The following is a 21,394-nucleotide window of genomic DNA, read 5'->3' as shown; positions in this document are numbered from 1 at the left end:
CCCAGGGTTCGCCCTGCGCGAGGAGATGGTGAACGGTGTCGGGAAGTGCGGTGGTGGGTGGCGAGGTCACTGCTTGTCGGGGCGGACGAGCTTGGCAGGGACCGTCCGCAACGACCCGAGCTCGGTGACCGTTCCGCCGACCACGCGGGTCTGCTTCACGGTGATGTCCTCGAACGTGATGAGGTCGTTGGGGGTGCAGCCGAGGATCACGCAGAGCGCGTCGAGGACTTCCATGTTGAGTCGTTGCGGCGGGCTCGTCACCAGCCGGTAGACCTGCTCTCGGGAGAGGGAGACGCCCTGCTCGGCCAGTAGCGGGCCGAGGTCGGTGGTCTTGAAGATGTCGCGCTCGGCGAGACGCCGACGCAGGTGCCACTCGAACTTGCGGGTCATGCGACGTCCTCCTTCTTTCCGAGCACCCGATCGAGCGCTTCGTGGAACACCCGGTTCTTCCAGTCATCACTGACCGAGGTGTAGATCGCCGTCGTCGACGAGTGATGATGCCCGACCTGCTCCTGAACGAACCTCTCGGCGTAGCCGAACTCGATCAGGTGCGTCACATACGAGTGCCGCAAGCTGTGCAGCGTCAGCATCGGGTCCAAGTCGAGGTCGTCGCGGATCCGCGCGAACCGGACGTCCGCGGTGCGGGTGCTGATCCGGTCGCGGCGCTCGCTCAGCCAAAGCGCCGCGGCGTTGTCCGTCGCGATCCGCGGCCGGACCTCCTCGACCCAGACCTTCAACCCGCGGGTCGCCCACTCGAACTCTGGCAGCGCGAGGATCGTGCGGCGCCGCGGTGGCGAACCTTTCATCGCCTTCCCGTAGCGAACGTGGACCTTCCCGTAAGGGCCCCAGTCGGGCATGTGCGGGTTCGGTCGCAGATCGTTGAGATCGAGCATCACCGCTTCCCGGCGGCGCAGCCCGAACGCGTAGACGGTCTTGAACAGCTGCGCGTCCCTCAGCGCCGGGATCGCCGCCTTCCCGCGGCTCGCGATCAGATCCTCCGCCATCTCATCGGCCCGCGCGAAGAACGCCTCGAGCTCGTCATACCCGAACGGTCGCCGCGATGCGCGCGCTTCGAACTCCGCCAGATGCGAGTGCGTGTTCCACGGGTGGCAGATCTGCGCCGGGACGAGCCCGAACCGCTCGAGGCAGACGTCATGCCAGTCGTAAGTCGGATTGACGAGAAACTCGCAGAACAGCTTCACCATCAGGTGGTAGCCCCGGATCGTGGAATGCGCGACCGGCTGCGGCCGCGACAGCAGCGCAGACGTGAAGTCCTCAACATCCCGCGGACCCCAGTTCCACGGATACTCGCCGGTGAACTCTTGGAACCGTCTCACACCCCACAGCCGCGCCTCAATGGTCGAGGTCGACAGGCCTCGGGACCGCAACGAGATCGCGTACCGATCGAGCATGTCGGTGAACGTGGCCCGCTCGGGGTCGAGTTGCACAACAGGCGCGAGCATCAGCGGGCGCGAAACCATTCACCCTCCAGGGATGCATCAGACGCAACGGAAACGACAGTAAATGTAACACACGGTCAACAGGCGCAACGTCTATTGCGCCTTGCCCCTCAGTTGCATCGGGCGTTACGCCGTGTACGCGGATATCGATGATCTCGCGGCTCGTCAGGCAAAAGCTGGCTCAACGCTGCCCGCGCACAGCCGATCGAGACCGCAATGACCCCGGCTCAAGTCGGCGCCCGACCATCATCAGTAAGCTGGCACGGCTTCGTTTCCGCGCCAGATCAACGATCATGCGCCAACCCGCACAGTTGCAGGAAATGCAACACAGCCCGCTTGTGTACAGTAAGCCGAACTGCGTCCAGTGCAACGCCACGTATAGGGCGCTCGACGCCAAGAACATTCCCTATCGCGTCGTGGACCTCAGCGAGGACGACGCTGCGCTCGAGTACGTCAAGGAACTCGGCTACGCACAGGCGCCCGTCGTGGTCGTCGACGACGAGGATCACTGGAGCGGTTTCCGTCCTGATCACATCGAGCGCGTCGCCGCTCACATGGGCTGAGCGATGGACGAGGAGCAGAGAGACGAGCGCGGCCCGGTGTCGTGGGAGTCCTTCAACTGGATGCGGCAAGAGATCATCCGGCTCACCAGCGAGAACGCGCAGCTGCAGCGGGACGTTGACCTTTGGCAGTGGCAGGCGAATCACTGGTACATGAAGGCCAACTACTCCCCCGAGCAGCTCGCGGAGTTTGCACGCAAGCGGGCTCAGCTCGACGTGCCGACTGATGACGCACCAGAGTGACCAGAAAACACGTGATATGAACTAGACCACATTGACCAACTAGGCTAGACTGACAGTAACAACACGGCGGACCAACACCACCAACCACAAGGAGCAGAACCCATGTCGACCATCACCTTCGCCGGCAACCTCACCGCGGATCCCGAGCTGCGCTACACGCAGAACGGCCGCCCCGTGGTCCACTTCACCATCATCGAGAACCGACAGCGCCGAACGCCCGACGGAGGATTCGAAGACGCCGAGCCCAACGCGTTCCGCGTCGAAGCCTGGGGTGAGCAGGCCGAGAACGTCGCGGCCTCGTCCCACAAGGGAGATCGACTGACGATCGAGGGACGCATCGAAACCAACCGGTGGACCGATAAGGGCACCGAGCAGGAGCGCACCGCGCAGCAGGTCACCGCCGTTGAGGTGGGATTCAGCCTCAAGTACCACACGGTCACCGCGAAGAAGGCCGAGCGCAAGACCGCAGCGGGGGAGCAGGGCAATCAGAGCGACCAGGCCGGCTCATGGGAAGTCGCCGACATCCCCAACAGCGACACCCCGTTCTGAACCCCGCCTGAGACGAAGGAGAAAACATGATTGTTCAAGGATTCCTGGCTTGGGGCATCTGGGCCTGGGTGCTGATCGTCGTCGGCTGGCTCGTGCTCTGCGGGCTGGTGACCGTGATCATCGTTGGTATCTACAGGCTGCGGGAACTGATCAAGGAGCTGCGCGACGCTAAGGCGGAAGAAGACGCCCGTCCCGAACGCTCCGCACCCCGCGCGAACCTCATCCAGTGGGCAGGCCACGAAGACACCCGCGATCGGATCATGGACTACGCCGACCGCAAGAAGGTGTCCGTCAACACGGCGCTGATCGAGACCGTGCAGCGCGGCATCGACCAGCTCGACCCTCAGGGAGACTCCAAGTGACCGTCTACACGCTCGCGATCCTCAAGGGAGGATCGGGCAAGACCACGACATCCGCAGACCTCGCGGCGGCACTCGTCGCCATGGGGCGGCGCGTGCTGGCAATCGACCTCGACCAGCAGGGCAACCTCACCAAGCGCCTCGGCGTGACCGAAGACACGGAGTTGTCGGCGGTCGCAGCTGACGTGCTGGTCGGGGAAGCATCCGCGCTCGAGGCGGCCGTCCCGTCGCCGAGCGTGCCGGGTGTGAGCATTCTCGTCGGAAGCCAGGACCTCGCCTCTCTAGACCAGCGGCCCGAGATCATCACCTCGCTGCGCGACATGCCGGAGCTCGCCGACCACTGGGATGACGTCGTAATCGACACCCCGCCGGCATTGGGCCTCCTCACCCTCTCTGCCCTTGCAGCTGCAGACGTCGTGATCGCACCCGTCGAATGCGCGACCGAAGCGTATGACCAGCTCGGCAAGCTCAATGAATTCGTGGCGCAGCGCGTCGCACCCCGGCTGCACGTCGGGCAGCGCATCCACTGGATCGTCCCCACCAAGTACCGCCACGGGCGGCTGATCGATCGAGAAGTCGTCGAAGTGCTTACCGAGCAGTTCCCCGGCCGCATCACCAGCCCCGTCCGCGAGGCAGTAGCCGCCAAAGACGCCTACACCGACGGCAAGCCCGTCAGCGTTTACGCGCCGGGCTCTGCGATCGCCGAGGACTACGCCCAGGCGCTCGCACCGATCATCGGGACTCCCATTCCCGCGCGAAAGACCGCACCACCCGTGCCCGTCACCGCCTGACAAACAAAACAGCACTGACCAACCAGACCAAGGAGACAGCCATGGCACGTCGAAGCCTCCGCGACCGCAACGCGGCCGCGCTCGCGCACGAATTCTATGAACCCGTCGACGCGCCCGCCGAGGAAGCGCCGGCAGAGCCGCCCGCAGAGCCGGTCAACGAGGTCACGCCGGCGCGAGCGACGCCCGAGCGTCGGCCGACAGCGGCGCCGAAGAAGCGACCGCAGGCGGCTCCCGGCGACACGGACCGCCTGGGCATCTACCTCACGCCCGACGAGTTCAATGGCGCTCGAGCGGCATATCTCGCCGACTGGACCAACGGGGGAGAGGCGGACACATTCGCCCGCTGGATCGCCGCAGCGCTCGACACACACGCGGCGCGGACTCCGAAGCAGCGTGCCACTCGGGGCGGCCTTCGAGGGCGCTCCGAGGAGCGCACCGGCTCCACCCGGTCCTTCAACATCCCCACCGTCACCATGAAGCGGATGCGCGCGGCTATCACTGCCGATCAACAGGCCGGCCGCTGGCCATCCGACAGCGCATGGGCCGCCGAAGCCATCGGCATCGCCGTCGACGCTGCCCGAGCGAGCAACGGAGGAACGCTGCCGACCCCGCCAGAGCGCCTGCCGAACCGGCTCGTTCGCTAACCGCACACGATAGACCAACCAGACACGGCAGACCACCGGGACTTACCACCCCACATCGACAAGGAGCACATCGTGACGGACGAGAACAACCCCGGCAATCGGCCGGTCGTCACGCGGCGCCCGCCACGGCGCACGCGTGCGTTGCTGATCACCACCGCTGGGCTCGCCGTGGCCCTCGTGTCGACGGCCGGTTGTACGCCGCAGGAACGCCCTGCAGAAACGCAGACAGTAGTGGCGGCCGCCGAGGCGGCCGAGGTTGTCGCCGTCGTCGACGGCGACAACCTCGACGTCAAGACAAGCGCGGGGGAGTCGCGCGTCAGAATCATCGGCATCGATACGCCTGAGATCGGACGCGACGGCGCAGCGGGGGACTGCTACGCGATCGAGGCTCGCAACTTCCTAGACGAGCTGCTGTACGGCCGCAAGGTTGAGCTGCAGAGCGACAGCACGCAGGCCGACGTAGACGCGTACGGCCGGCTACTCCGCCACGTCGACGTCGACGGGCAGAGCGCCGCGGTGCTCGCGATCGCAGCTGGCACCGGCTACGAGTACACCTACGACAAGTCCTATGAGGGACAATCTGACCACCTGGCCGCGGAAGCGGCCGCCAGAGACGAACGCGTTGGGCTGTGGGGCGCCTGCCCCTCAGTGGACCGGTGAGGAAGGGAACGACCATGAACGCAGAGAACACGCCTGTGGATCCCCGCAACTTCACGACGGCGGCGACGCGCTTCGACGAGGCGTTGAGCGCATACCGGGCGGCGTCCGCCCGCGTCGACGACGCGCAGGCCGCGCTCGAAGCGCTCGAATGCCGAGCGCCGTTCGCCTACGCGGTCACTGGGCCCGATGGTGAAGAAGATGAGTACGTGATCGACGCGAAGTGCACGTACTCCCAGGGGCATGCGGGGGAGCACCGGGAGGACTTCGACGAGTCCGACGCAGCACCCGACAACTACGCGCAAGCCCTCGCCCGATTCCGCGATGAAGCAAACCGCGCAACTGACCTACGGGAGGACTGGGAGGACGCGGATGAAGCGCTCGACGAGCTGCGATGCAATCACGGCGGCCGCGGTGAGTGGCCATGCGTCCTCCGTCGAGGCCACGACGTCGCGCACGTGCACCCGAGTGAGATGCAGCTGATTCTCTGAGCAAGTGTCCACACGAATGGACACTCTGCGATCGACTGTCCACATGAGTGGACAGTCGAAGCGAAAGTTCCTTGATTCGTTGACGCCGGCGCCGCGTCCCACTTGGCACGGCGAGCCTGTTTCCACGGAGGATGCGGCCGCTGCGCTAGAGCGTGCCGTGGAGTTCAAGTGGGACGCGTATCGCGCACACCACGTTGTACGAGCGCAAGCGATCGCTGTGTTGACTGAGCAGGGGATGAGCGTTCGAGAGGTCGCACGGATGCTCAAGATCTCGAAATCGCTGGTCGCCAAGCAGCTGAAAGAGCCCTACTTCGAGCCGCCGCCCGAGCTTCGCGGATCGGACGACGATCGCGCCTCCCGCACTCGGGAGCTGGTGACCAGGGCATGGAACGGTCTGTGGCGAGCAGATCGAGACCCGGACTTCGGAACCGCCCGTCGCGATCAGTCGCTATAGCCGCTTCTATGATCCTCCTATAGACTGGGCTATAGGAGGTGGTGATCATGACTGTCATGGAGATCCCTGCTGAGGCGCGGGCTGCTGTTCGGGCTCGGCTGAGGAAGGAAATTGACGACCTGGACTATCGGCGTTCGTTGCGGATTCTGGGGGAGCGTGGGTACACGCAGGTGCGGATCGCGGGGTGGCTGGGGATTGCGCAGCCGTCGGTGACGAATGCGTTGAAGACGGCGACGAAGACGGCGCTGCCGCGAGAGGGTTTCTCGGGTGCATCGCCGTATGAGATCTGTCAGCGATATGCGGCCGGCTTCCTCGAGCGGGAGCACCTGGTTGACGAGCTCACGCGGTGGCCGTATGCCCCGAGAGGGAAGACGAATCCCGAGCTCGAGCTTGACGATGTGATTGTTCACCCTGAGGGGTCGTGGGCTGAGGTCGAGCAGGCGAGCTATGCCGGACTGATCGATGACGAGATCTACGAAGAGGTCTTCGAGCGTCGTCACCCGCGAGCGGCGGCCGAGTGAGTCCGGCGGAAGCTGAGCGTCATATCGATCTGATTCGGCAGCTCTCCCGTCCGGGTGGGCCTGTGTCGAAGGATGCGCCGACGGCGACGATCAACAACCCCACATGGTGGGTCGACGGTGAGTTGACACCGCAGCGTGGGCGACTGTTTGGGCAGCTACTCGCAGACGCAGCGGCGCGCTATCCGGACGCGCGGGGCGAGAGCAAGGCTCTGGTGCTCGCGGGGCCGCCCGGTGCCGGCAAGGGGAGCGTTGCGGATCGGGTGCTCGGAGCGTCGAAGTCGTCGTACGTGAACATCGATGCCGACGACTTCAAGGCCGCGCTGCTGCGCCAGTCGATCGCGGATGGATCGTACGAGTCATGGATCAAGCCGGCGGCCGTCCGCGACCTGGAGGTGGCGGGGGAGCGGCTCTACCCGATGGAGTTGGCGGCGCTCGTTCACGAAGAGTCGTCGGAGCTTGCGTCCGCGCAGCGGGCGCGGATGATGACCCGAGGGACGAATATCATCGTCGACACCGTGTTGGGCAGTGAGGCGTCCGCGGTCGAACTCGGCACACAGCTGGAGCGTGCCGGCTACAGCGTCCATGTTGTCGACGTGGAGGTGCCGTTCGAGGTCTCGGAGGAGCGCATCGTGCAGCGGTGGTCTGAGGCCATCACCGCGGCCGAGGCGGGGCAGGATCCACTCGGTGGCCGTTGGGTGCCGAGCGCGTATGCGCGTCCTCTCTTCGACACGGCGCACGGTCGTGCCCGCTCGCAGGATGCTGCAGCTCTGCTCGCGGAGAATCCGGCGGTTCAGCGATTCGAGCGTCATTTCACATCGATGGACGAGCACCGTTCTGCAATCGCGGAAGGGCGTCGGGCGCAGCCAGCGCGAGAGTTGAATCTGGCGCGCCTGCACCCGGGCGGGCCGATGGTCGATGCCGCGTACATGAAGCGTGCGCCGACGGCGGCCGTTCGGAAACCCGGATCGCAGAAAGACCTAGGGCGCGGGGGACCGGAGCTGTCCTAAGCGCTCTTCTCCCTTACCCGATATCAAGCCGCCATACAACAGAAAGGACCCTGTCAAGGGGGAGGCCGTGCCTCATCGCGTAGCGACGCGAAGCGCCCTTGACAGGGTCCTTTCTGCTGCGATGATCCGGCATCGGGTGAGGGGGAATGCGGATCGTGAGCCAGGCTGATTAGCCGTTCTGCTCGCTGTCTGAGGACGCGGCTGCGCTGCGACGTCGTGACGTCTTCGGCCCGGTCTCCGTGATCCCGAGCTTCTTCAACTCGGCCTCCGACCAGCCGTCACTGAGCGCGGCACGGTACAGGCGAGCGCTCTCCCTTTCGGACTCGGCAAGCTGTTCTCGCAGCGCCGCGGTGTCGTGCTGCGCACGGACGACGGCACGCACCGATTCGATGCGCTGATCCAGAAGCTCGCGCGCTTTGCGCTCGGCGGATTCAATCACGTGTTCGGCTGTCATAGCACAACTCTAGCAGGTATGATGAACGCATGGAACGGGAGCAAGCTAGAGACTTAGGTACCCTAAGTCGCTTGCCGGCATTGTGCCGGGCTGTTCCCAACGTGGTCGGGTCGTTGCACTGGGCAGGGGAGGAGAGTCATGGCTGACGCTCCTGTTCCGTCGCGAGTTCGCGGGCGGCGGCGGCGTGAGAACGCGCCGGGCGGCCGCCAGCACACCCACAAGGTGGGAGTGACAGCGGAGGAGGAGGCGCTGCTGCTGCAGCGTGCGCTGGAGGCGGACGTCACCATTCCGCGCCTCATGGTCGAGGCCGCTCTTGCGGAGCATGGCGAGACGTCGACGGATCGTCGTCGGCTTGCGGCCGAGTTCTTCCACACGCGTCGCCTTCTTGCGTCGCTGGCGAACAATGTGAACCAGATCGCGCGTGCGACGAACGCGGGGGAGCGGCCGGGGGATGAGCTGCACCACGCGTTGCGTGCGGTGCGTGAGGTGTCGGCGAAGATCGACGAGTTGCTGCCGCAGTTGGTGAGTTCGCGATGATGCCGAACATCACCCGGGGTGGGAGTATGCCGGGGCTGATCATGTACCTCCGTGGTCCGGGTCGGGCGAACGAGCACACGGCGCCGCACGTTGTCGCGGGACACGATGTGATCGTGGAGTTGGCCGGGCAGGGAGAGCTTTCAGCGGACGCGGGCTTGGACCTCGCGAACGCGCTCGACTTGCCGTCGAAGCTGTTCGGCACGGAGGTCACCGTGCCGGTGTACGACATCGACGAGGAGACCGGTGAGCGAGTCGCGACGGGGGAGAGGCGCGACGCTCACGTGTGGCACTGCTCGCTCAGCGTGAAGGCCGAAGAGGGCGAGCTGAGTGACCAGCAGTGGTCCGCGATCGCGACCGACTTTGTCCGCGAGATGGGTTTCGTCGACGAGGAGGGCGAGCGGTCTTGCCGCTGGGTTGCGATCCGTCACGGCCTGTCCACATCGGGCAACGACCACGTACACATCGCCGTCAACCTGGTGCGCGAGGACGGCACCAAGGCGGACACGCATCGCGACTACGTGCGCGCACAGAAGATCGCCGGCGAGCTCGAAGTCAAGTACCGACTCGACGTCCTGGAGAGCCGACAGCAGAACGCCCGAACCCTCAGCGCGAACAAGCCGGCAGAGACCGCACGAGCCGCGCGCGAAGGCGAGGCGTACACGCAGCGCGACGAGCTGCGCCGACGCCTGCGCACGGTCGCAGCGAACTCGGACTCCGAGAAAGAATTCATCGCCGCCGCACGCAATGCCCGCGTGATCGTGCGCCCTCGATACGAGAAAGGCGGCACGGATCGCGTCGTCGGATACACCGCGGCGATGATCCCCACGAAGGCCGACGAGAAGCCCGTCTGGTACGCACCGTCCAAGCTGGATCGTTCGCTCGGTCTGCCCCAGCTGCGCTCCGGGTGGGAGCACACGAACGCGAGCGAGCTTGCCGCGGTGGATGCCTGGAAGGGTGCGGGCCGCGCCGCCCGGGTGCGCGGTTTTGACGCCCCCGAGAAGGTGAAGGCTGCGCCCGTCTCGGAGATCGCCATGGCGCGTGTGGCAGGTCACGACACCGAGGCAGTGCGGCCGGGGGAGAGTGCCCCGGTGTTCAGTGCTGAGGCGGCGGCCGCGGATCTATCGGGCGTCTACGCGCACGCGTCTATGGCGCTCGAGCGCGGCACGCCGGGACCGCTCGCGGCCGCCTCTGACGAGTTCGCCCGCGTCGCTCAGGGGCAGCGCGGATCTGCCGTGCCGATGCGTCGTGCGCTCGATGCCGGCTACCAGATGCGGTTGATGGCGCGCGGCGCCGGCACCGACAGTAGGGAGGGGTGGATCGCTGTCATGCGACAGATGAATCGCGTTGCGAAGCGCATCGCAACTGTGCAGCACGAGCGCGGCGCGGCAGACAACGCAGCGGCCCTCCGCTCGAGCGCGGAGGCCGCGTTGAAGGCCGTACAGGAACGCATGCAGCGGACGACCGGACAGAGCGTTACGGGGGTGCCTGGATCTACGATCGGAGCACGACCCACGACGCAACAACGACCAATGAACCCAGGTCGCACCAGCGGCCCGGATCTCGGTAGATAGAGGGGGACACCATGAACGAACAGGAAGAGATTTTCCAGGCCGGCGACCAAGCCATTCGTGCCGGTCTCATGTCGCTCGGCCAGGTAGGCGAGCGCATCGCAGCGAAGAGCGCCGAGAAGGCGCGCCAGTCCCGCGAGCTCGACGAAGGCGCTGCACGTCTCGCAGAGCGCGCCCGTGTCGAGGCAGAACGAGCGGAACGCGACCAGGCCCGTCACCTCGAGCGGGCGCAGGCCGCGGGGGACCGTCAGGTCGATGTGGCGATCACCGTTGCACGCGACCAGGTGCGCCGCGACGGATGGTGGGCAGGAGCGGACGGAAACCGTGTGGCGACGCAGTTCTCCCTCCTCCAGCAGCTCGACGGAGACCCACGCGCGGCCGACGCCCGCGACATCATGCGCGAGCGGATCCGCGACCTCTACGGCGTCCACACGGACGAGATCGTGGCCAAGCACCCCACGAGCCCACTCGACCAGCACAACGCGCTCACGAACGCGATCGATGACTGGCGTGCAGCGCACCGTGAAGACGCCCTCGCGGAGGAAGAGCGCACGAAGGCTACCGAGGAAGAGATCTCCACCGGCGCCTCCGCTGAGGAGACTCAAGAGCACCTGGACGCGGCCGAGGAGCACGAAGAGCGCGCCGACACTCTCCGCGCTGATGGAGCCCAGGAGGAGCGTCAGGCCGACCTGTTCGAGGCCGAACAGCACCAGGACTTCACCGCCGACGTCGCCGCGGTGAAGGAGGCGAAGACGCAGGCAGGCAAGGCCCGGGCTGAGTCGGCCAGCGGTTACCCGCGCTCCGCGAACCAGGCTCTGAACGAGGGGCGGAAGAAGGGCGCGCCCAAGGCGCGCGTGAACCGCTCCCGCCAGGTGAAAGCCGGCACCGAACTCACTCGCTGACCGACGGTCGATGGAGGGCGTGATCACCATGGTGATCACGCCCTCCATTCTGTGCCGGGACGCTCGCCACCGCGCCATGAGTCGATCACAACGGGCTACGTCCAGGCCTCTGTCCGCTCGCTGATGCGCTGGCACGCCCCTTGCCAGATCCAGCACCGTAGAACCTCATCGTCGAGTGAGAGTTCGACCCCGACGGCATCCGCCGTCCACCGCCGCACCAGGACGGTGCACTGCACGTCCGTGTCCCCGAAGCGCAGCCAGGCGAGTCCCCAGAGCTTCTCCCGCTCCGGGACGATGGTCACGGGACTTCGGTCGAGCCGCAGTTGTTCATGCGTCAGGGAGTGCAGCGGACCGCGCTTGCGCGCCGCGCGCAGCTGGCTCTCTTCGAGCCGTTGCATTGACATGTGCGGGTAGCGCTTGTTCGTGCCCATCGGCGCACGATCACCTCCCACAGCGGTCCACGGAGTACCTTGCTATGGTAGTTCGTATGTTCTAATCTCGACGCTCGGGAAATAGCCGATAATCGTAATTATGTCAGAACATTCGCTCCGCGTCGGTCTAGCTCCATGTAGCCGAGCTCGTCGATCAGGAGCAAGTCGACGCGGCATATCGCGCGAAGGTCTACGCCATTGTCTTGACCTCGGCGGCTTCGACGAGGCGGGCGACGAAGGTGTACTTGACGTGGCGAACGGGTCGAGCTGGCAGCTCTCGAGTACAGCGCCTCAACGGTGTACCACGCTGACCAAGATCGACCGACCCTGCCTTGCCGACCAGGGAATCCAATGGGACCGAACCTAGGGCGATTCGGGACTCTCCCATTCGTCAAGTTCACTCGCGGCAGTAGGCGGCAGTGGGATTGAGGGGCCCCCTCTCGCATCGACCGCCCCAGTCGCACCGACAGAGCGGAAGCCCCCGAGCGAGGAGCCGATAGACCCCATCCCCAGACCGGGTGACTTCCTCGCTAGCCAAAAGTATATATACCGGTCTGACGTTCGTCTAGAATCTGTCCGGAAGCCCCACCACACCTGGGCTCCCGAGTACCTTCTCGGGCCCTGGATGCTGGGTGGTGCTAACAGGTACCGGGTTCCGTGTGACGCGCGCCTGCCGCATCTGCACCGAATTCTTCCGCGGAAATCGAGGAGTAGTCGAGCTCACCCGCTTCGATTCTGGCCGCACGACTCTCAAGGAGATCCGCGACGACTGCTGCGAGCTCACCCGAACCCGTAGTCTCTGCGCGCTCTCGAACATCAGCGGCGTACTGACGAAGTACCGCCACCTTGAAGGTTCGTAATTCTTGCTCGGAAGTAATCAGACGCTCCCATTGGGTCAGCAGAGTTAGAGGTGGCGACAGCAAGGCCCCTGCCCGCCAGAGACTCAACCCATCGAGCAGAAAACCTCACCGGAGCGGCCCGACCGTGGTGCCCCAGGCACAACCCGGGGCTGCTCTGCCTCGGACTGTACCCCCAAAATCGGCTCACCGTCACCCCGTCTAATGCCGCCGACCGATAGGTCTCCAGTATGTCGAACTGGTCGGCACTCCCCCATGCGACGAGCAGCACCGAATCCGAACAACTCAGATAACCTCCTGAGTTCTCCTGTCAAGGTGCTATCACGTCAGCCAAGCCAGATCGATACTGCCTTCGGATGGAGGGTGACATGACTGGACTTCCCGATCCCCGGTTCGATCTTCGCAAGGTCGCGGAGTACGAATGGTTGATCCTCGATCATCGATACGAGGCAAACGATCCTCGCCGAACCGTCGGCTGTATCTATCAAGTCGACGAGTACGAGGTCGAAGTGATGTGGATGCGCGAGATCCCCGCCGCAACACGATATATGTCACCGATCGAGGTACTCGAGAACGTCCGACTGCTTGAGACGCGGAACCGCTCGACGCGGCCGACCCCGATCCCCCATCAGCCGCCGCCGGTTGCCCCATAGGCGAACAACTACCGCCGTAAGCGTAATGTCCTGTCTATGGGACGAATCGAATACAACGCGGCCCGACCACCTATCGGAGTCGATGACGATACTCTGGCCCACCTGAAAATCGTGATCGCGACGAAACTGCGACGGCAAGAGAGCTTCATGATGACTTGGTTGGCAGATACAACGACTGCCGATGGTCGACTCACGATCTGGGTGCACCCGAGCATCCCGTTGATTATCGCGTTCGACGACGCCGTGATGCCATCTGTCGATCCGCAACGAGTCACTCGCATGATGGACCAGCTCAACACTCGGGGCGAACTTATTCTTGACCAGCTCTCCCACTAAACTTCAGGTCTCGCGCGGTGCTGACAGGAGTGATCCACGTCCCTCCCCCGCACTGATAGTCGTTATTATGTAAGTTTCTGTATCGATGTCGCTGCGTCGCTCTACTCTGAGTGCATGCTCGAATTGATCCCTGCTCGACTGCTCGTGGTAGACCTCGATGACACGATCTGGCACTGGTTCGATCCCTGGCACGCGTCCTTCTCAGCGTTGCTTGATGGGCTGGTGGAGCAATCGGGGCAGCCCGAAGAGGACCTGATCGCTGAGATGCGAACGATCCACCAGCGGAGGGGTACGTCAGAATACTCGTGGCTAATCGATGAGATGAAAACCCTCGAGTCCGTGGTGCCCGCAGGTCGTTCGGTTCGGGAGTTTTACGATCCTTCTATCCATGCTCAGAACGCAGCCCGGCTGAAGCGAACCAGGCTCCGCCTCGGCGTCCGGGAAACCTTGGAGCATGTTAAGGGGAGAGGAACGACCATCGTTGCCTATACCGAATCGCTGGAGTTTTGGACCCGTTGGCGCATCATCACCAACAAGCTGGATGGGTTGCTAGACGAGTACTACTCCTCGCCCGACCATGATGCCCCGATCGGTCTAGAGCCGAGGGCTATGCGGCATGTCCCGGGCGACGCCTATGCTCTCTCACACACTCAGCACCGGCATGTGGCTACTGGGATACTCAAGCCGGCGCCTGCAGTGCTCGAGCAGATCATGGCGGACCACGCGGTCTCCCCCGAAGAGACTGTGTACGTAGGTGACACGCTAATAAAGGACGTAGAGATGGCGCAGCGCGTCGGTGCGTTCGATGTCTGGGCTGAGTACGGAGTAAATCACCGAGACCCCCGGTACGAACTGCTCCAGCGTGTGTCGCACTGGACCGATGAGATGGTGCGGAAAGAGCAGGACGAGCGCCCTGGAGTCCAACCCGAACCGCGCTACGCGTTGCGAGAGAGCTTCGCTGAGCTCTTGGGTATTTTCGATTTCGGGCCAACTGAGAGCAGGCGAACATGACCCAGGACTCCGAGTCAGAACGGACGATAGACCTATGGAAGACGGTCGTGGGGGTGCAGCAGCATTTCAACGACATCGGTTGGCGGATTAGGTCCCTAGCCATCACGGCGCTTACCTTTACGCTCGGTGCTGCCTTCTTTGGGTACCTCAACGCAGAGAATGTCTCGTTCGGTTCGATCAGCTTCAACCCCAGCGCACTGGTTCCGTTGCTGGGACTGTCGATTTGGTTACTGTTCTGGTTCGCCGATGGTGTGTGGTACCACCGGCTGCTCAAAGGCGCGCAGGCCGCCGCCGCACCGATCGAAGAATCGTTGAAGCGGCTTGGGATCGACGCTGGCCTCTCAACCGAGATCACTAAGGCGAGTCGCACGGGATGGGGACCATTTGAGGAGATGACCTCCACTCAGAAGCTCAACATCTTCTATGGAGCAGGTGTCTGCATACTGTGTCTTGTTGGCATCGGCATCGCGCTGTTGACACTTGAGATTGGGCAAGGTGGCACGCTACAGCCAGCCCCGATGGTCAGTCCTACCCCGTGATTGGGCAAACTCCTGAGGCCATCGGCGGTGATCTGTCGGTTCGACGAACCACCGAGAAGACACTTCTCGGATCCTTCAAGGAGAGTCAGTGGCACGAACCAAGGTGGACTCGTGGCTCTCGGCGCACGTGATCCCCTCGGCACCGCGGCGCTCCGGAAAGCGTATGTTGACGACGTGACTCATATTGATGGTGTGGTGCGGCCACGGCGCGTGACGTCGGTGGAACTTGTCGGAGATGCTGCGGGAGTGCACGTCAGTTGGAAGCTGGGCGAGCCCGTTTCAGCGCATCCCGTGAAGGACTTCGTTTACTCGGTTGCCGTCACAGGTAACCGGGGCAGCTTTGTACGGACGTTCTCGGTTCGTTTCGTTGGAACGGAAGATCCAGAAGTAGTCGCTGACGTTCATGAACTAGTGCTCGCGGCGCGAGGTCCGAGCCGCTCAGGCGACGTGATCGTCGGGGCCGGGTCGGTGTCGGTCCAGTTCTTCGAGGTCGGGCTCGGCTCGGAGCCGCACGACAGCGCCTATGCCGACCTTTGGGTGAATGGTGTTCTCGTGCAAGAGCGACTGCCCGTCAGCGTCCTAGAGGGCTGAGCCGAGGGCAGAACCGATAGGGGTCCTACGTCAGAGGACGCAAGGCAGACACCTGCGTACGCGGGACCCATAAGGGCGCCTGCGGGTCGAGGGTTCTCAGTTTTTCGGCCGGAGGACGCTCTTCATCACGTCGGTAACAACCTTGGCGACGTTGGAGGTACCCCAGCTGAGGTCTCGAACCTCAATCACGAGCACCATGTCGTTGGTGTCGACATGCTTTTTGACGTCGTCGCGCACTTCGCCCGCGGTCTTGTTAGATCCCACGATCCACACGCTCTCGAGTGGCTTCATCCGCGGAGCATAGGTGAGCATGTGTTTCGTGATCTTGTCGTAATCCCGCTTGGGGCCGACGAGGTCGTATGAGACCAAGTAGTTCGCCATCCTGCTGTCCTTTCGTAGTGCGCCTCAGGGCGCGGATGGCCAAACCATATACATGCCCTCCGACAATGGCCCGTGGGACAGGACATCAGCACCGACGGGGTTCATCCTCGCGGCTGGGTCAGCTGATGGTGCTCTAGTGCCAACGCTCTACTAGATCGATGAGATGGGCACCGTCACTGTGACATCCTGTCTGGCACGGTCTCGAGCTGCGCAGGTCCGGAAGGATGTAGGCGGGTAGCCGCCTGGCGATGGGAATGTCGGGGGCTTGTCGCATAGTGTGATGTTGTGTTCCGTGACTCTGATTTCCCCGCGCTGCTCGACACGTCGACGGCGCGAAAAGCCCGCGGTGCGTTCTTCACCCCGGCCGGGATCACGCAGCACATCGCGCAGTGGGCGATCCGAACTTCCGCGGACTCCGTGCTCGAACCCAGCGCAGGTGAGGCCGCGTTTCTGACCGCAGCTGTTAAGCATCTGATCGCGCTCGGCGGGACCGAGCCAGTCGTGCATGGTGTCGAGATCCATGGACCGAGCGCACACGCCGCACAGGCTGTCGTCGCGGCGGTCGGCGGCCGCGCACAGATCACGGTCAGCGATTTCTTCCTCGTCGAAGCCACCCCGACGTTCGACGCGATCATTGGTAACCCACCATTTATCCGTTACCAGGAGTGGACGGGTGATCAGCGGGACCGTGCCCGGTTCGCAGCGCTGCACCAAGGCGTCGCGCTTACGGGGTTGTCGTCGAGTTGGGCGGCGTTCGTGGCGCACGCCGCAGGGTTCCTTAAGCCTGGTGGCCGGCTTGGCTTGGTCCTTCCCGCAGAGCTGTTGAGCGTGAACTACGCCGCCCCGATCAGACGATTCCTGCTGGAGAACTTCGCCAGTGTCGAGCTCGTCGTCTTTGACGAGCAAGTGTTCCCTGATGCAGAGGCGGACACGGTGCTCGTGAAAGCCGATGGGTGGAAGCAAGCCCCTGCCGGCCACGCCTCGCTGCGACAAACCCGCAACGCCACGACGCTCGAGAAATTGGAATCCGGCACTACCTGGGCTCCAATCGACACCGCTGACCGGTGGACACCGCTGGCGCTGTCCGAGGCGACCACGGCCGTCAGGTCACGCCTCGCAGCAGATGACAGCTTCGGGCCGCTGGAAACGTACGGGGACACCACCCTCGGAGCCGTCACCGGAGGGAACCGGTTCTTCGCGCTCTCACCCGCGCGTGTCCGGGAACTTGGCATCCCTCGGCGCGACTTGCTCCGCATTAGCCCTCCGGGGAGCTCGCACCTCCGCGGGCTTGCGCTCACGGATTCCGGCCTGACTCGCCTTGGTCAAAGAGACCAGCCCACGTGGCTGCTCTGGCCGAGCAGCACCCCGGCAGAGGCCACGCTGCGTTACATCGAGTTTGGACATGCCACCGGTGTCGACCAGGCCTACAAATGCCGCGTCAGGAAGTCCTGGTGGCGCGTCCCGGTCCTCGACGCCCCGGACCTCTTCCTCACCTGCATGAATGCCGACACGGCACGGCTGACCACGAACGCTGCGGGAGCGCGCCATCTGAACAGCATCCACGGCGTCTACTTGCGTGATGAGCTGCGGGACATCGGCCGCGAGGCGCTCCCCGTGGCGTCGCTTAACTCGATGACGCTGCTTTCTGCAGAACTTGTCGGACGTTCCTACGGCGGCGGGATCCTGAAGATCGAACCGCGTGAAGCAGACCGCTGGTGGATGCCCTCACCCGCCATGCTCACCAAGCACCGTGAGGCACTTGCAGCGGTGAAGCCGCGAGTACAGAGACTCCTGCAGAGAAAGGACCTTCTCGGCGCAGTCGCACTGGTCGATGAGATCCTGTTCCAGGGGGTGCTGTCGACGCCCGAGCTGGATGCACTTCGCGCAGATCACCAGGCTCTAACGTCCCGCCGAACGGTCCGCGGACGTAGTGGCGGACGGGGCCGAGCCGATGATAGCTAAGCCAGACTCATTCACCCCATTTGACGCCATTCTTGCTGCAGCGCCGCTCAGCGAACCGTGGACGCACGGTCCTGGACAGCAACCTGTATACGCACCGGACTACTCACTTGCCGAAGGCCTCCTCACCATCCCGGTCGCCGCGAACAAGGGATGGGCCAGCGGGGCTCTCGCCAACGGCGTCGACTCTTGGCTTGCCCACGAACTCCGCCGCGCCGGCTTCGGCCCCGACGAAGTATGGCCCCGCGCAACACGACCACGCATCATGCCCCGCGACATCTCCGTACTCCTTGAGAAGCTCCCACGCGTCCTCTCTGACGAGGTGCGAGCCAAGCTCATGGCGATGCCGATCGTGGCCCCAACGGACGCGAAGATCCTTGGCCGTGCGTACGACAAACAGGTCGATGTCGCGATCGCTCGATGGGATCGGGGCCCGGAACTCCTCCTCAGCACCAAGACCATGGTGTCGTCGTTCGGGAAAAACCTCAGCAACCGGTTTGAGGAGGCATACGGCGACGCCGGCAATCTCCGCAGCCGCTACCCCCTTGCCGCCGTCGGATTTTTCTTCGTTCAACGCGACACCATCCTCACCCAAGAACCTGATGCGTTCGAGAAGACCGTTGACATGATGCGCAAACTCCGCGACATCGGCGGCGGCAACGGCTACACCGCCACCGGCCTCGCACTCGTCAGCTGGTCAGACGACGACCCCACGGTGAGTGTCGAACTTGACCGCGTGCCCGAAGACGTCCGCCCCGAGCAGTTCATGACGAAGATGATTGAGCAGATCCTCGCCGCAACCTCGGTTACCCACCACGTCGAAGTGCGGAGCAAGTACGAACGGCGCGAGATCCCCGTGGCCGAAGACGACAGCACCGCTGGCCTTTTCTGACAAGTCTCGGAGAACCCGGCGAGAACACCAGGGCGGCCGTTGCCATTCGAGATCAGCAACATCTCTAGTAGTCGGCCAGAGTGCTGGAAGACGCAATCATGCTCCACTAGGGTGAGGCCACTATGAAGATCGACAAGTCCGATCCCCAGCTCGAGACACTTATCTCTCGCATCCGAAGCAACGAGCTCGATCTGCAGCCCGACTTTCAGCGCGGAGAGGTCTGGGACTCGAAGCGCAGGCAACGGCTGGTCGACACGGTCCTCCGCGGCTGGTATGTCCCTGCGGTGCACATCGTACGCAGCGACAATGGCGACGAAGAGGTCCTCGACGGCCAGCAACGCCTCGCTGGCATTCGGGACTTCTTCGATGACAAAGTCAGGATCGACGGCTTTATCGAGCCTCACGATTCCAAGATCCAAGAGTTACATGGGCTGCGCTACTCGCAGTTGCCAGACTCAGTGCGCAAAGCGGTCAACCGATTCGTCGTGCAGACCATCACGCTCACGGACTACAAACCCGACGAGCCGAACGAGCTTTTTTTCCGGCTCAATCAGGCATACAACCTGACGCCGCCAGAGAAGCGAAATGCGCTCCGAGGAGATGCGCGCGACCAGGTGAAGATACTCGTGGGGCAGTTGACGGCCGATGGCCTGCTAGATAGATCGAAGATCGGTTTCGGCAACGGTCGTCTCGCCTATGACGACATCGTCGCTCGGACCTGCGTAGCCATTGAGCTCGGGACTCTCACCACTCACATCAACAACAACGTCGTGGAGCACTACTACCGCCGCGACGAGGGATTCAGCGATGCAACCATCAGCGCAGTCCGAGAGTCCGGGAGGCGCCTCCTCGCTCAGATCGCCCGGGCAAACGACGAAGACCAGCGAGTTCGGTTCAATAAGGGCACACTCCAAACGTGGCTCATTTATTGCGATTGGGCACCCGCTCGACTCGGAGAGCTACCCGAAGGGTTGCTCGGCCGATTCGAGGCGGACCGAGCCCGTCAGCGAAACGGGGACTTCGACTCTGAGAAGGCTCACCTGCGCAGAGCGCTTGCTGAGATCCTTCGGCTCTATGACGATAGAGCCTCTTACCGCGTAACTGACGTTTCATCCGTCTTGATTCGCGACCTGTCCCTGCACCTGTTCACAGAGATCGTGTTCAAATATCCCGCGTTCAAGCAATCAGACTTCCTTTTCACGCGCTTGACGGAGGAACCTGATCAGGCTCCTACGCTCTTCGCGGACTTCATTGAATCCGTGGGCTGGGGCGAACTCAGCCCATCTGAGGCATCGAAGTGAGGGAGGCAGCAGAGGCCGGCGTCTGGGGCGAGCTACAGAAGAGGTTCAGATCAATAGCATCTGAGCCAGTATCGGCCGCGGGAGTGCTTATCGACGTCGCACTTCCTTGCACGATCCTGGGCGGACGAAACGGCGCCGGGAAGTCGCGGGTACTCCGTGCCCTGAATGCTGAGCTCTGGGTTGAGCTTCATCCATCGGAATCAACCCAGTTCCGAGACGATCTTTCCGAAAAGCTGCTTGCCCTCCGCCCCCGCCGCTGAAGGGAACAAACCTGCGAGGTCGCATAGCTCAGGTAACGGTTGAGGGACGACATTTGAGGCGCGACAAGTATCTGTCTCGTATCTCTAGCCTTACGAGGCGTCTCGCCCAACTCGACGCGCACGGAACAAGCGAGCGTAATCTCGCGCCAATCAGATTCTCATAACTACGTTTCGTAACCACCGGTTCTCGGACCTGTGCGCGAGATTAGTTTTGAGACAGGAAGCGGGCAGGCATGACGAAGCTCATTGGGTATGCGCGGGTGTCGACGCGACAGCAGTCCACCGATCGCCAAGAAGTGGATCTACTCGCCGCCGGTATCCGGCGAGACGATCTCTATGTTGACCGCGGGGTTTCGGGTGCTCGCGCCTCACGGCCACAGTTCGACCTCGCTATCGCCGCGCTTGAGCCGGGTGACACGTTGGTCATCACGACCCTGGACCGGCTCGGACGGTCGACGCAGAACATGCTCGCATTCGCGGACGAGCTCCGCGTCCGCGGCGCCGGCCTCCGAGTTCTCAATCTGGGCGGCGGCGACGTCGACACATCCACCCCGATGGGCTCGATGCTCTTCACTATCATGGCCGCGCTCGCGCAGATGGAGCACGAGATCAAGCGCGAACGCGTCACCGACTCCATTGCCAAGCGACGAGCAGCCGGTCACGATCTCGGCGGCCGCCCACAACGCATCACCGACAGTCAGATCCGCAGTGCTGTTCGCCTGGTTGAAGCGGGCGAACCTGCCGCCCAGGTTGCTCGAGACCTCGGCATGTCTCGAGCAACGTTTTACCGACGGTCTCGAGCTCTTGCCGACTGATCCCATCTGAGCCGAGACATGACGCGTGAAGGCGTCTGCGGCAACGGCTCTACGACCGCGCCGGAAAGGGTGCTGCCGAGGTTTCGGCGCGTCTTGGTTTCGGCAGAGGGTTTCGGCGGATCGATCCTCGGCGTGTCGCGCGCCTAGCCGTCGACGTCGACCAGCCCACCA

Annotated in this window: 28 protein-coding genes and 1 pseudogene; 23 read left to right on the top strand and 6 right to left on the bottom strand. The window is 63.7% G+C overall.

The window, feature by feature from the left end; translation table 11 throughout:
- Positions 1–66: 66 nt before the first annotated feature.
- Positions 67–390, bottom strand: a complete 324-nt coding sequence (locus tag FFS56_RS16945; protein WP_016464934.1) for a helix-turn-helix transcriptional regulator — start codon at positions 388–390, stop codon at positions 67–69.
- A complete protein-coding gene (locus tag FFS56_RS16940) occupies positions 387–1,481 on the bottom strand; it encodes a tyrosine-type recombinase/integrase (protein WP_016464935.1) in 1,095 nt (364 codons plus the stop codon). Before FFS56_RS16940 ends, FFS56_RS16945 begins: the two co-directional genes overlap by 4 nt.
- Positions 1,482–1,780: 299 nt before the next feature.
- Here FFS56_RS16940 and nrdH point away from each other — a divergent pair, with 299 nt between their 5' ends.
- The 11 genes from nrdH to FFS56_RS16890 all read left to right on the top strand — a co-directional run bounded on the left by nrdH (position 1,781) and on the right by FFS56_RS16890 (position 7,736).
- Positions 1,781–2,023 (top strand): glutaredoxin-like protein NrdH, encoded by a 243-nt coding sequence (gene nrdH, locus FFS56_RS16935; protein ID WP_137772182.1) that lies wholly within the window; start codon positions 1,781–1,783, stop codon positions 2,021–2,023.
- Between the two features lie 3 nt (positions 2,024–2,026).
- Positions 2,027–2,263 carry a hypothetical protein gene (locus tag FFS56_RS16930; RefSeq protein WP_067117711.1) on the top strand — a complete coding sequence of 79 codons (237 nt, stop codon included), beginning with the start codon at positions 2,027–2,029 and terminating at the stop codon, positions 2,261–2,263.
- 102 nt (positions 2,264–2,365) lie between these two features.
- Positions 2,366–2,812: a single-stranded DNA-binding protein gene (locus FFS56_RS16925; RefSeq protein ID WP_067117708.1), complete on the top strand. Its 447-nt coding sequence runs from the start codon at positions 2,366–2,368 to the stop codon at positions 2,810–2,812.
- Positions 2,813–2,838: 26 nt separating this feature from the next.
- On the top strand, positions 2,839–3,174 hold the full coding sequence (locus FFS56_RS20625) for a hypothetical protein (protein WP_171011028.1): 336 nt from the start codon (positions 2,839–2,841) through the stop codon (positions 3,172–3,174).
- On the top strand, positions 3,171–3,962 hold the full coding sequence (locus FFS56_RS16920; protein ID WP_067117702.1) for a ParA family protein: 792 nt from the start codon (positions 3,171–3,173) through the stop codon (positions 3,960–3,962). Before FFS56_RS20625 ends, FFS56_RS16920 begins: the two co-directional genes overlap by 4 nt.
- A 41-nt stretch (positions 3,963–4,003) precedes the next feature.
- Positions 4,004–4,606, top strand: coding sequence for a hypothetical protein (locus FFS56_RS16915; protein WP_067117699.1), 603 nt, complete (start codon positions 4,004–4,006; stop codon positions 4,604–4,606).
- A 72-nt stretch (positions 4,607–4,678) separates the two neighbouring features.
- Positions 4,679–5,266: a thermonuclease family protein gene (locus tag FFS56_RS16910; RefSeq protein WP_171011027.1), complete on the top strand. Its 588-nt coding sequence runs from the start codon at positions 4,679–4,681 to the stop codon at positions 5,264–5,266.
- Positions 5,267–5,280: 14 nt separating this feature from the next.
- Positions 5,281–5,754: a hypothetical protein gene (locus tag FFS56_RS16905; protein WP_067117693.1), complete on the top strand. Its 474-nt coding sequence runs from the start codon at positions 5,281–5,283 to the stop codon at positions 5,752–5,754.
- A gap of 235 nt (positions 5,755–5,989) precedes the next feature.
- Positions 5,990–6,208 carry a hypothetical protein gene (locus FFS56_RS16900; RefSeq protein ID WP_067117690.1) on the top strand — a complete coding sequence of 73 codons (219 nt, stop codon included), beginning with the start codon at positions 5,990–5,992 and terminating at the stop codon, positions 6,206–6,208.
- Positions 6,209–6,255: 47 nt separating this feature from the next.
- Positions 6,256–6,729 (top strand): hypothetical protein, encoded by a 474-nt coding sequence (locus tag FFS56_RS16895; protein WP_137772170.1) that lies wholly within the window; start codon positions 6,256–6,258, stop codon positions 6,727–6,729.
- 62 nt (positions 6,730–6,791) lie between these two features.
- Positions 6,792–7,736 (top strand): zeta toxin family protein, encoded by a 945-nt coding sequence (locus FFS56_RS16890; protein ID WP_067117686.1) that lies wholly within the window; start codon positions 6,792–6,794, stop codon positions 7,734–7,736.
- Positions 7,737–7,905: 169 nt separating this feature from the next.
- On the opposite strand, the gene FFS56_RS16885 is transcribed toward FFS56_RS16890, so the two are convergent.
- Positions 7,906–8,190, bottom strand: a complete 285-nt coding sequence (locus FFS56_RS16885; RefSeq protein WP_067117683.1) for a hypothetical protein — start codon at positions 8,188–8,190, stop codon at positions 7,906–7,908.
- A 138-nt stretch (positions 8,191–8,328) separates the two neighbouring features.
- Here FFS56_RS16885 and FFS56_RS16880 point away from each other — a divergent pair, with 138 nt between their 5' ends.
- Genes FFS56_RS16880 through FFS56_RS16870 form a run of 3 tightly spaced genes read left to right on the top strand, consistent with a single transcriptional unit; the run spans position 8,329 to position 11,197 of the window.
- A complete protein-coding gene (locus FFS56_RS16880; protein WP_137772169.1) occupies positions 8,329–8,727 on the top strand; it encodes a MobC family plasmid mobilization relaxosome protein in 399 nt (132 codons plus the stop codon).
- Positions 8,724–10,298, top strand: coding sequence for a relaxase/mobilization nuclease domain-containing protein (locus FFS56_RS16875; RefSeq protein ID WP_137772168.1), 1,575 nt, complete (start codon positions 8,724–8,726; stop codon positions 10,296–10,298). The genes FFS56_RS16880 and FFS56_RS16875 overlap by 4 nt, the downstream gene beginning before the upstream one ends.
- Before the next feature lie 11 nt (positions 10,299–10,309).
- On the top strand, positions 10,310–11,197 hold the full coding sequence (locus FFS56_RS16870; RefSeq protein WP_067117675.1) for a hypothetical protein: 888 nt from the start codon (positions 10,310–10,312) through the stop codon (positions 11,195–11,197).
- Between the two features lie 95 nt (positions 11,198–11,292).
- Here the strand turns inward: FFS56_RS16870 and FFS56_RS16865 are convergent, their stop codons facing one another.
- Both FFS56_RS16865 and FFS56_RS20880 read right to left on the bottom strand, forming a co-directional pair.
- Positions 11,293–11,628 (bottom strand): hypothetical protein, encoded by a 336-nt coding sequence (locus FFS56_RS16865; RefSeq protein ID WP_067117672.1) that lies wholly within the window; start codon positions 11,626–11,628, stop codon positions 11,293–11,295.
- A gap of 104 nt (positions 11,629–11,732) precedes the next feature.
- A pseudogene (locus FFS56_RS20880) lies at positions 11,733–11,854 on the bottom strand (AAA family ATPase); the annotation flags it as partial.
- A 999-nt stretch (positions 11,855–12,853) separates the two neighbouring features.
- Here FFS56_RS20880 and FFS56_RS16860 point away from each other — a divergent pair.
- The 5 genes from FFS56_RS16860 to FFS56_RS16840 all read left to right on the top strand — a co-directional run bounded on the left by FFS56_RS16860 (position 12,854) and on the right by FFS56_RS16840 (position 15,615).
- Complete coding sequence (locus tag FFS56_RS16860; RefSeq protein WP_137772167.1) at positions 12,854–13,138, top strand: hypothetical protein; 285 nt, start codon at positions 12,854–12,856, stop codon at positions 13,136–13,138.
- Between the two features lie 36 nt (positions 13,139–13,174).
- On the top strand, positions 13,175–13,474 hold the full coding sequence (locus tag FFS56_RS16855) for a hypothetical protein (RefSeq protein ID WP_137772166.1): 300 nt from the start codon (positions 13,175–13,177) through the stop codon (positions 13,472–13,474).
- Between the two features lie 114 nt (positions 13,475–13,588).
- A complete protein-coding gene (locus tag FFS56_RS16850; RefSeq protein ID WP_137772165.1) occupies positions 13,589–14,485 on the top strand; it encodes an HAD family hydrolase in 897 nt (298 codons plus the stop codon).
- The gene (locus FFS56_RS16845; protein WP_137772164.1) at positions 14,482–15,024 is read left to right on the top strand and encodes a hypothetical protein; all 543 of its coding nucleotides are present in this window, start codon (positions 14,482–14,484) and stop codon (positions 15,022–15,024) included. The genes FFS56_RS16850 and FFS56_RS16845 overlap by 4 nt, the downstream gene beginning before the upstream one ends.
- Before the next feature lie 111 nt (positions 15,025–15,135).
- Positions 15,136–15,615 carry a hypothetical protein gene (locus tag FFS56_RS16840; RefSeq protein WP_137772163.1) on the top strand — a complete coding sequence of 160 codons (480 nt, stop codon included), beginning with the start codon at positions 15,136–15,138 and terminating at the stop codon, positions 15,613–15,615.
- 96 nt (positions 15,616–15,711) lie between these two features.
- On the opposite strand, the gene FFS56_RS16835 is transcribed toward FFS56_RS16840, so the two are convergent.
- Positions 15,712–15,996 carry a CRISPR-associated protein Cas2 gene (locus FFS56_RS16835; protein ID WP_137772162.1) on the bottom strand — a complete coding sequence of 95 codons (285 nt, stop codon included), beginning with the start codon at positions 15,994–15,996 and terminating at the stop codon, positions 15,712–15,714.
- 285 nt (positions 15,997–16,281) lie between these two features.
- Between FFS56_RS16835 and FFS56_RS16830 the strand changes: the two genes are divergently transcribed.
- From FFS56_RS16830 to FFS56_RS16815, 4 genes are all read left to right on the top strand, one after another.
- Positions 16,282–17,958 carry an N-6 DNA methylase gene (locus FFS56_RS16830; protein ID WP_249352996.1) on the top strand — a complete coding sequence of 559 codons (1,677 nt, stop codon included), beginning with the start codon at positions 16,282–16,284 and terminating at the stop codon, positions 17,956–17,958.
- Positions 17,948–18,847 carry a hypothetical protein gene (locus FFS56_RS16825; RefSeq protein WP_137772180.1) on the top strand — a complete coding sequence of 300 codons (900 nt, stop codon included), beginning with the start codon at positions 17,948–17,950 and terminating at the stop codon, positions 18,845–18,847. The genes FFS56_RS16830 and FFS56_RS16825 overlap by 11 nt, the downstream gene beginning before the upstream one ends.
- A 122-nt stretch (positions 18,848–18,969) precedes the next feature.
- Positions 18,970–20,148 carry a DUF262 domain-containing protein gene (locus FFS56_RS16820; RefSeq protein ID WP_137772161.1) on the top strand — a complete coding sequence of 393 codons (1,179 nt, stop codon included), beginning with the start codon at positions 18,970–18,972 and terminating at the stop codon, positions 20,146–20,148.
- A gap of 493 nt (positions 20,149–20,641) precedes the next feature.
- Positions 20,642–21,223, top strand: coding sequence for a recombinase family protein (locus FFS56_RS16815; RefSeq protein WP_137772160.1), 582 nt, complete (start codon positions 20,642–20,644; stop codon positions 21,221–21,223).
- Positions 21,224–21,394 lie beyond the last annotated feature (171 nt).

It is taken from the genome of Microbacterium sp. Beta (genome assembly GCF_005502545.1).
GTDB classification, from domain to species: Bacteria; Actinomycetota; Actinomycetes; order Actinomycetales; family Microbacteriaceae; genus Microbacterium; species Microbacterium oxydans.
The sequence above is the reverse complement of the archived record's forward strand: the minus strand, read 5'-3'. Positions and strand labels throughout refer to the sequence as shown.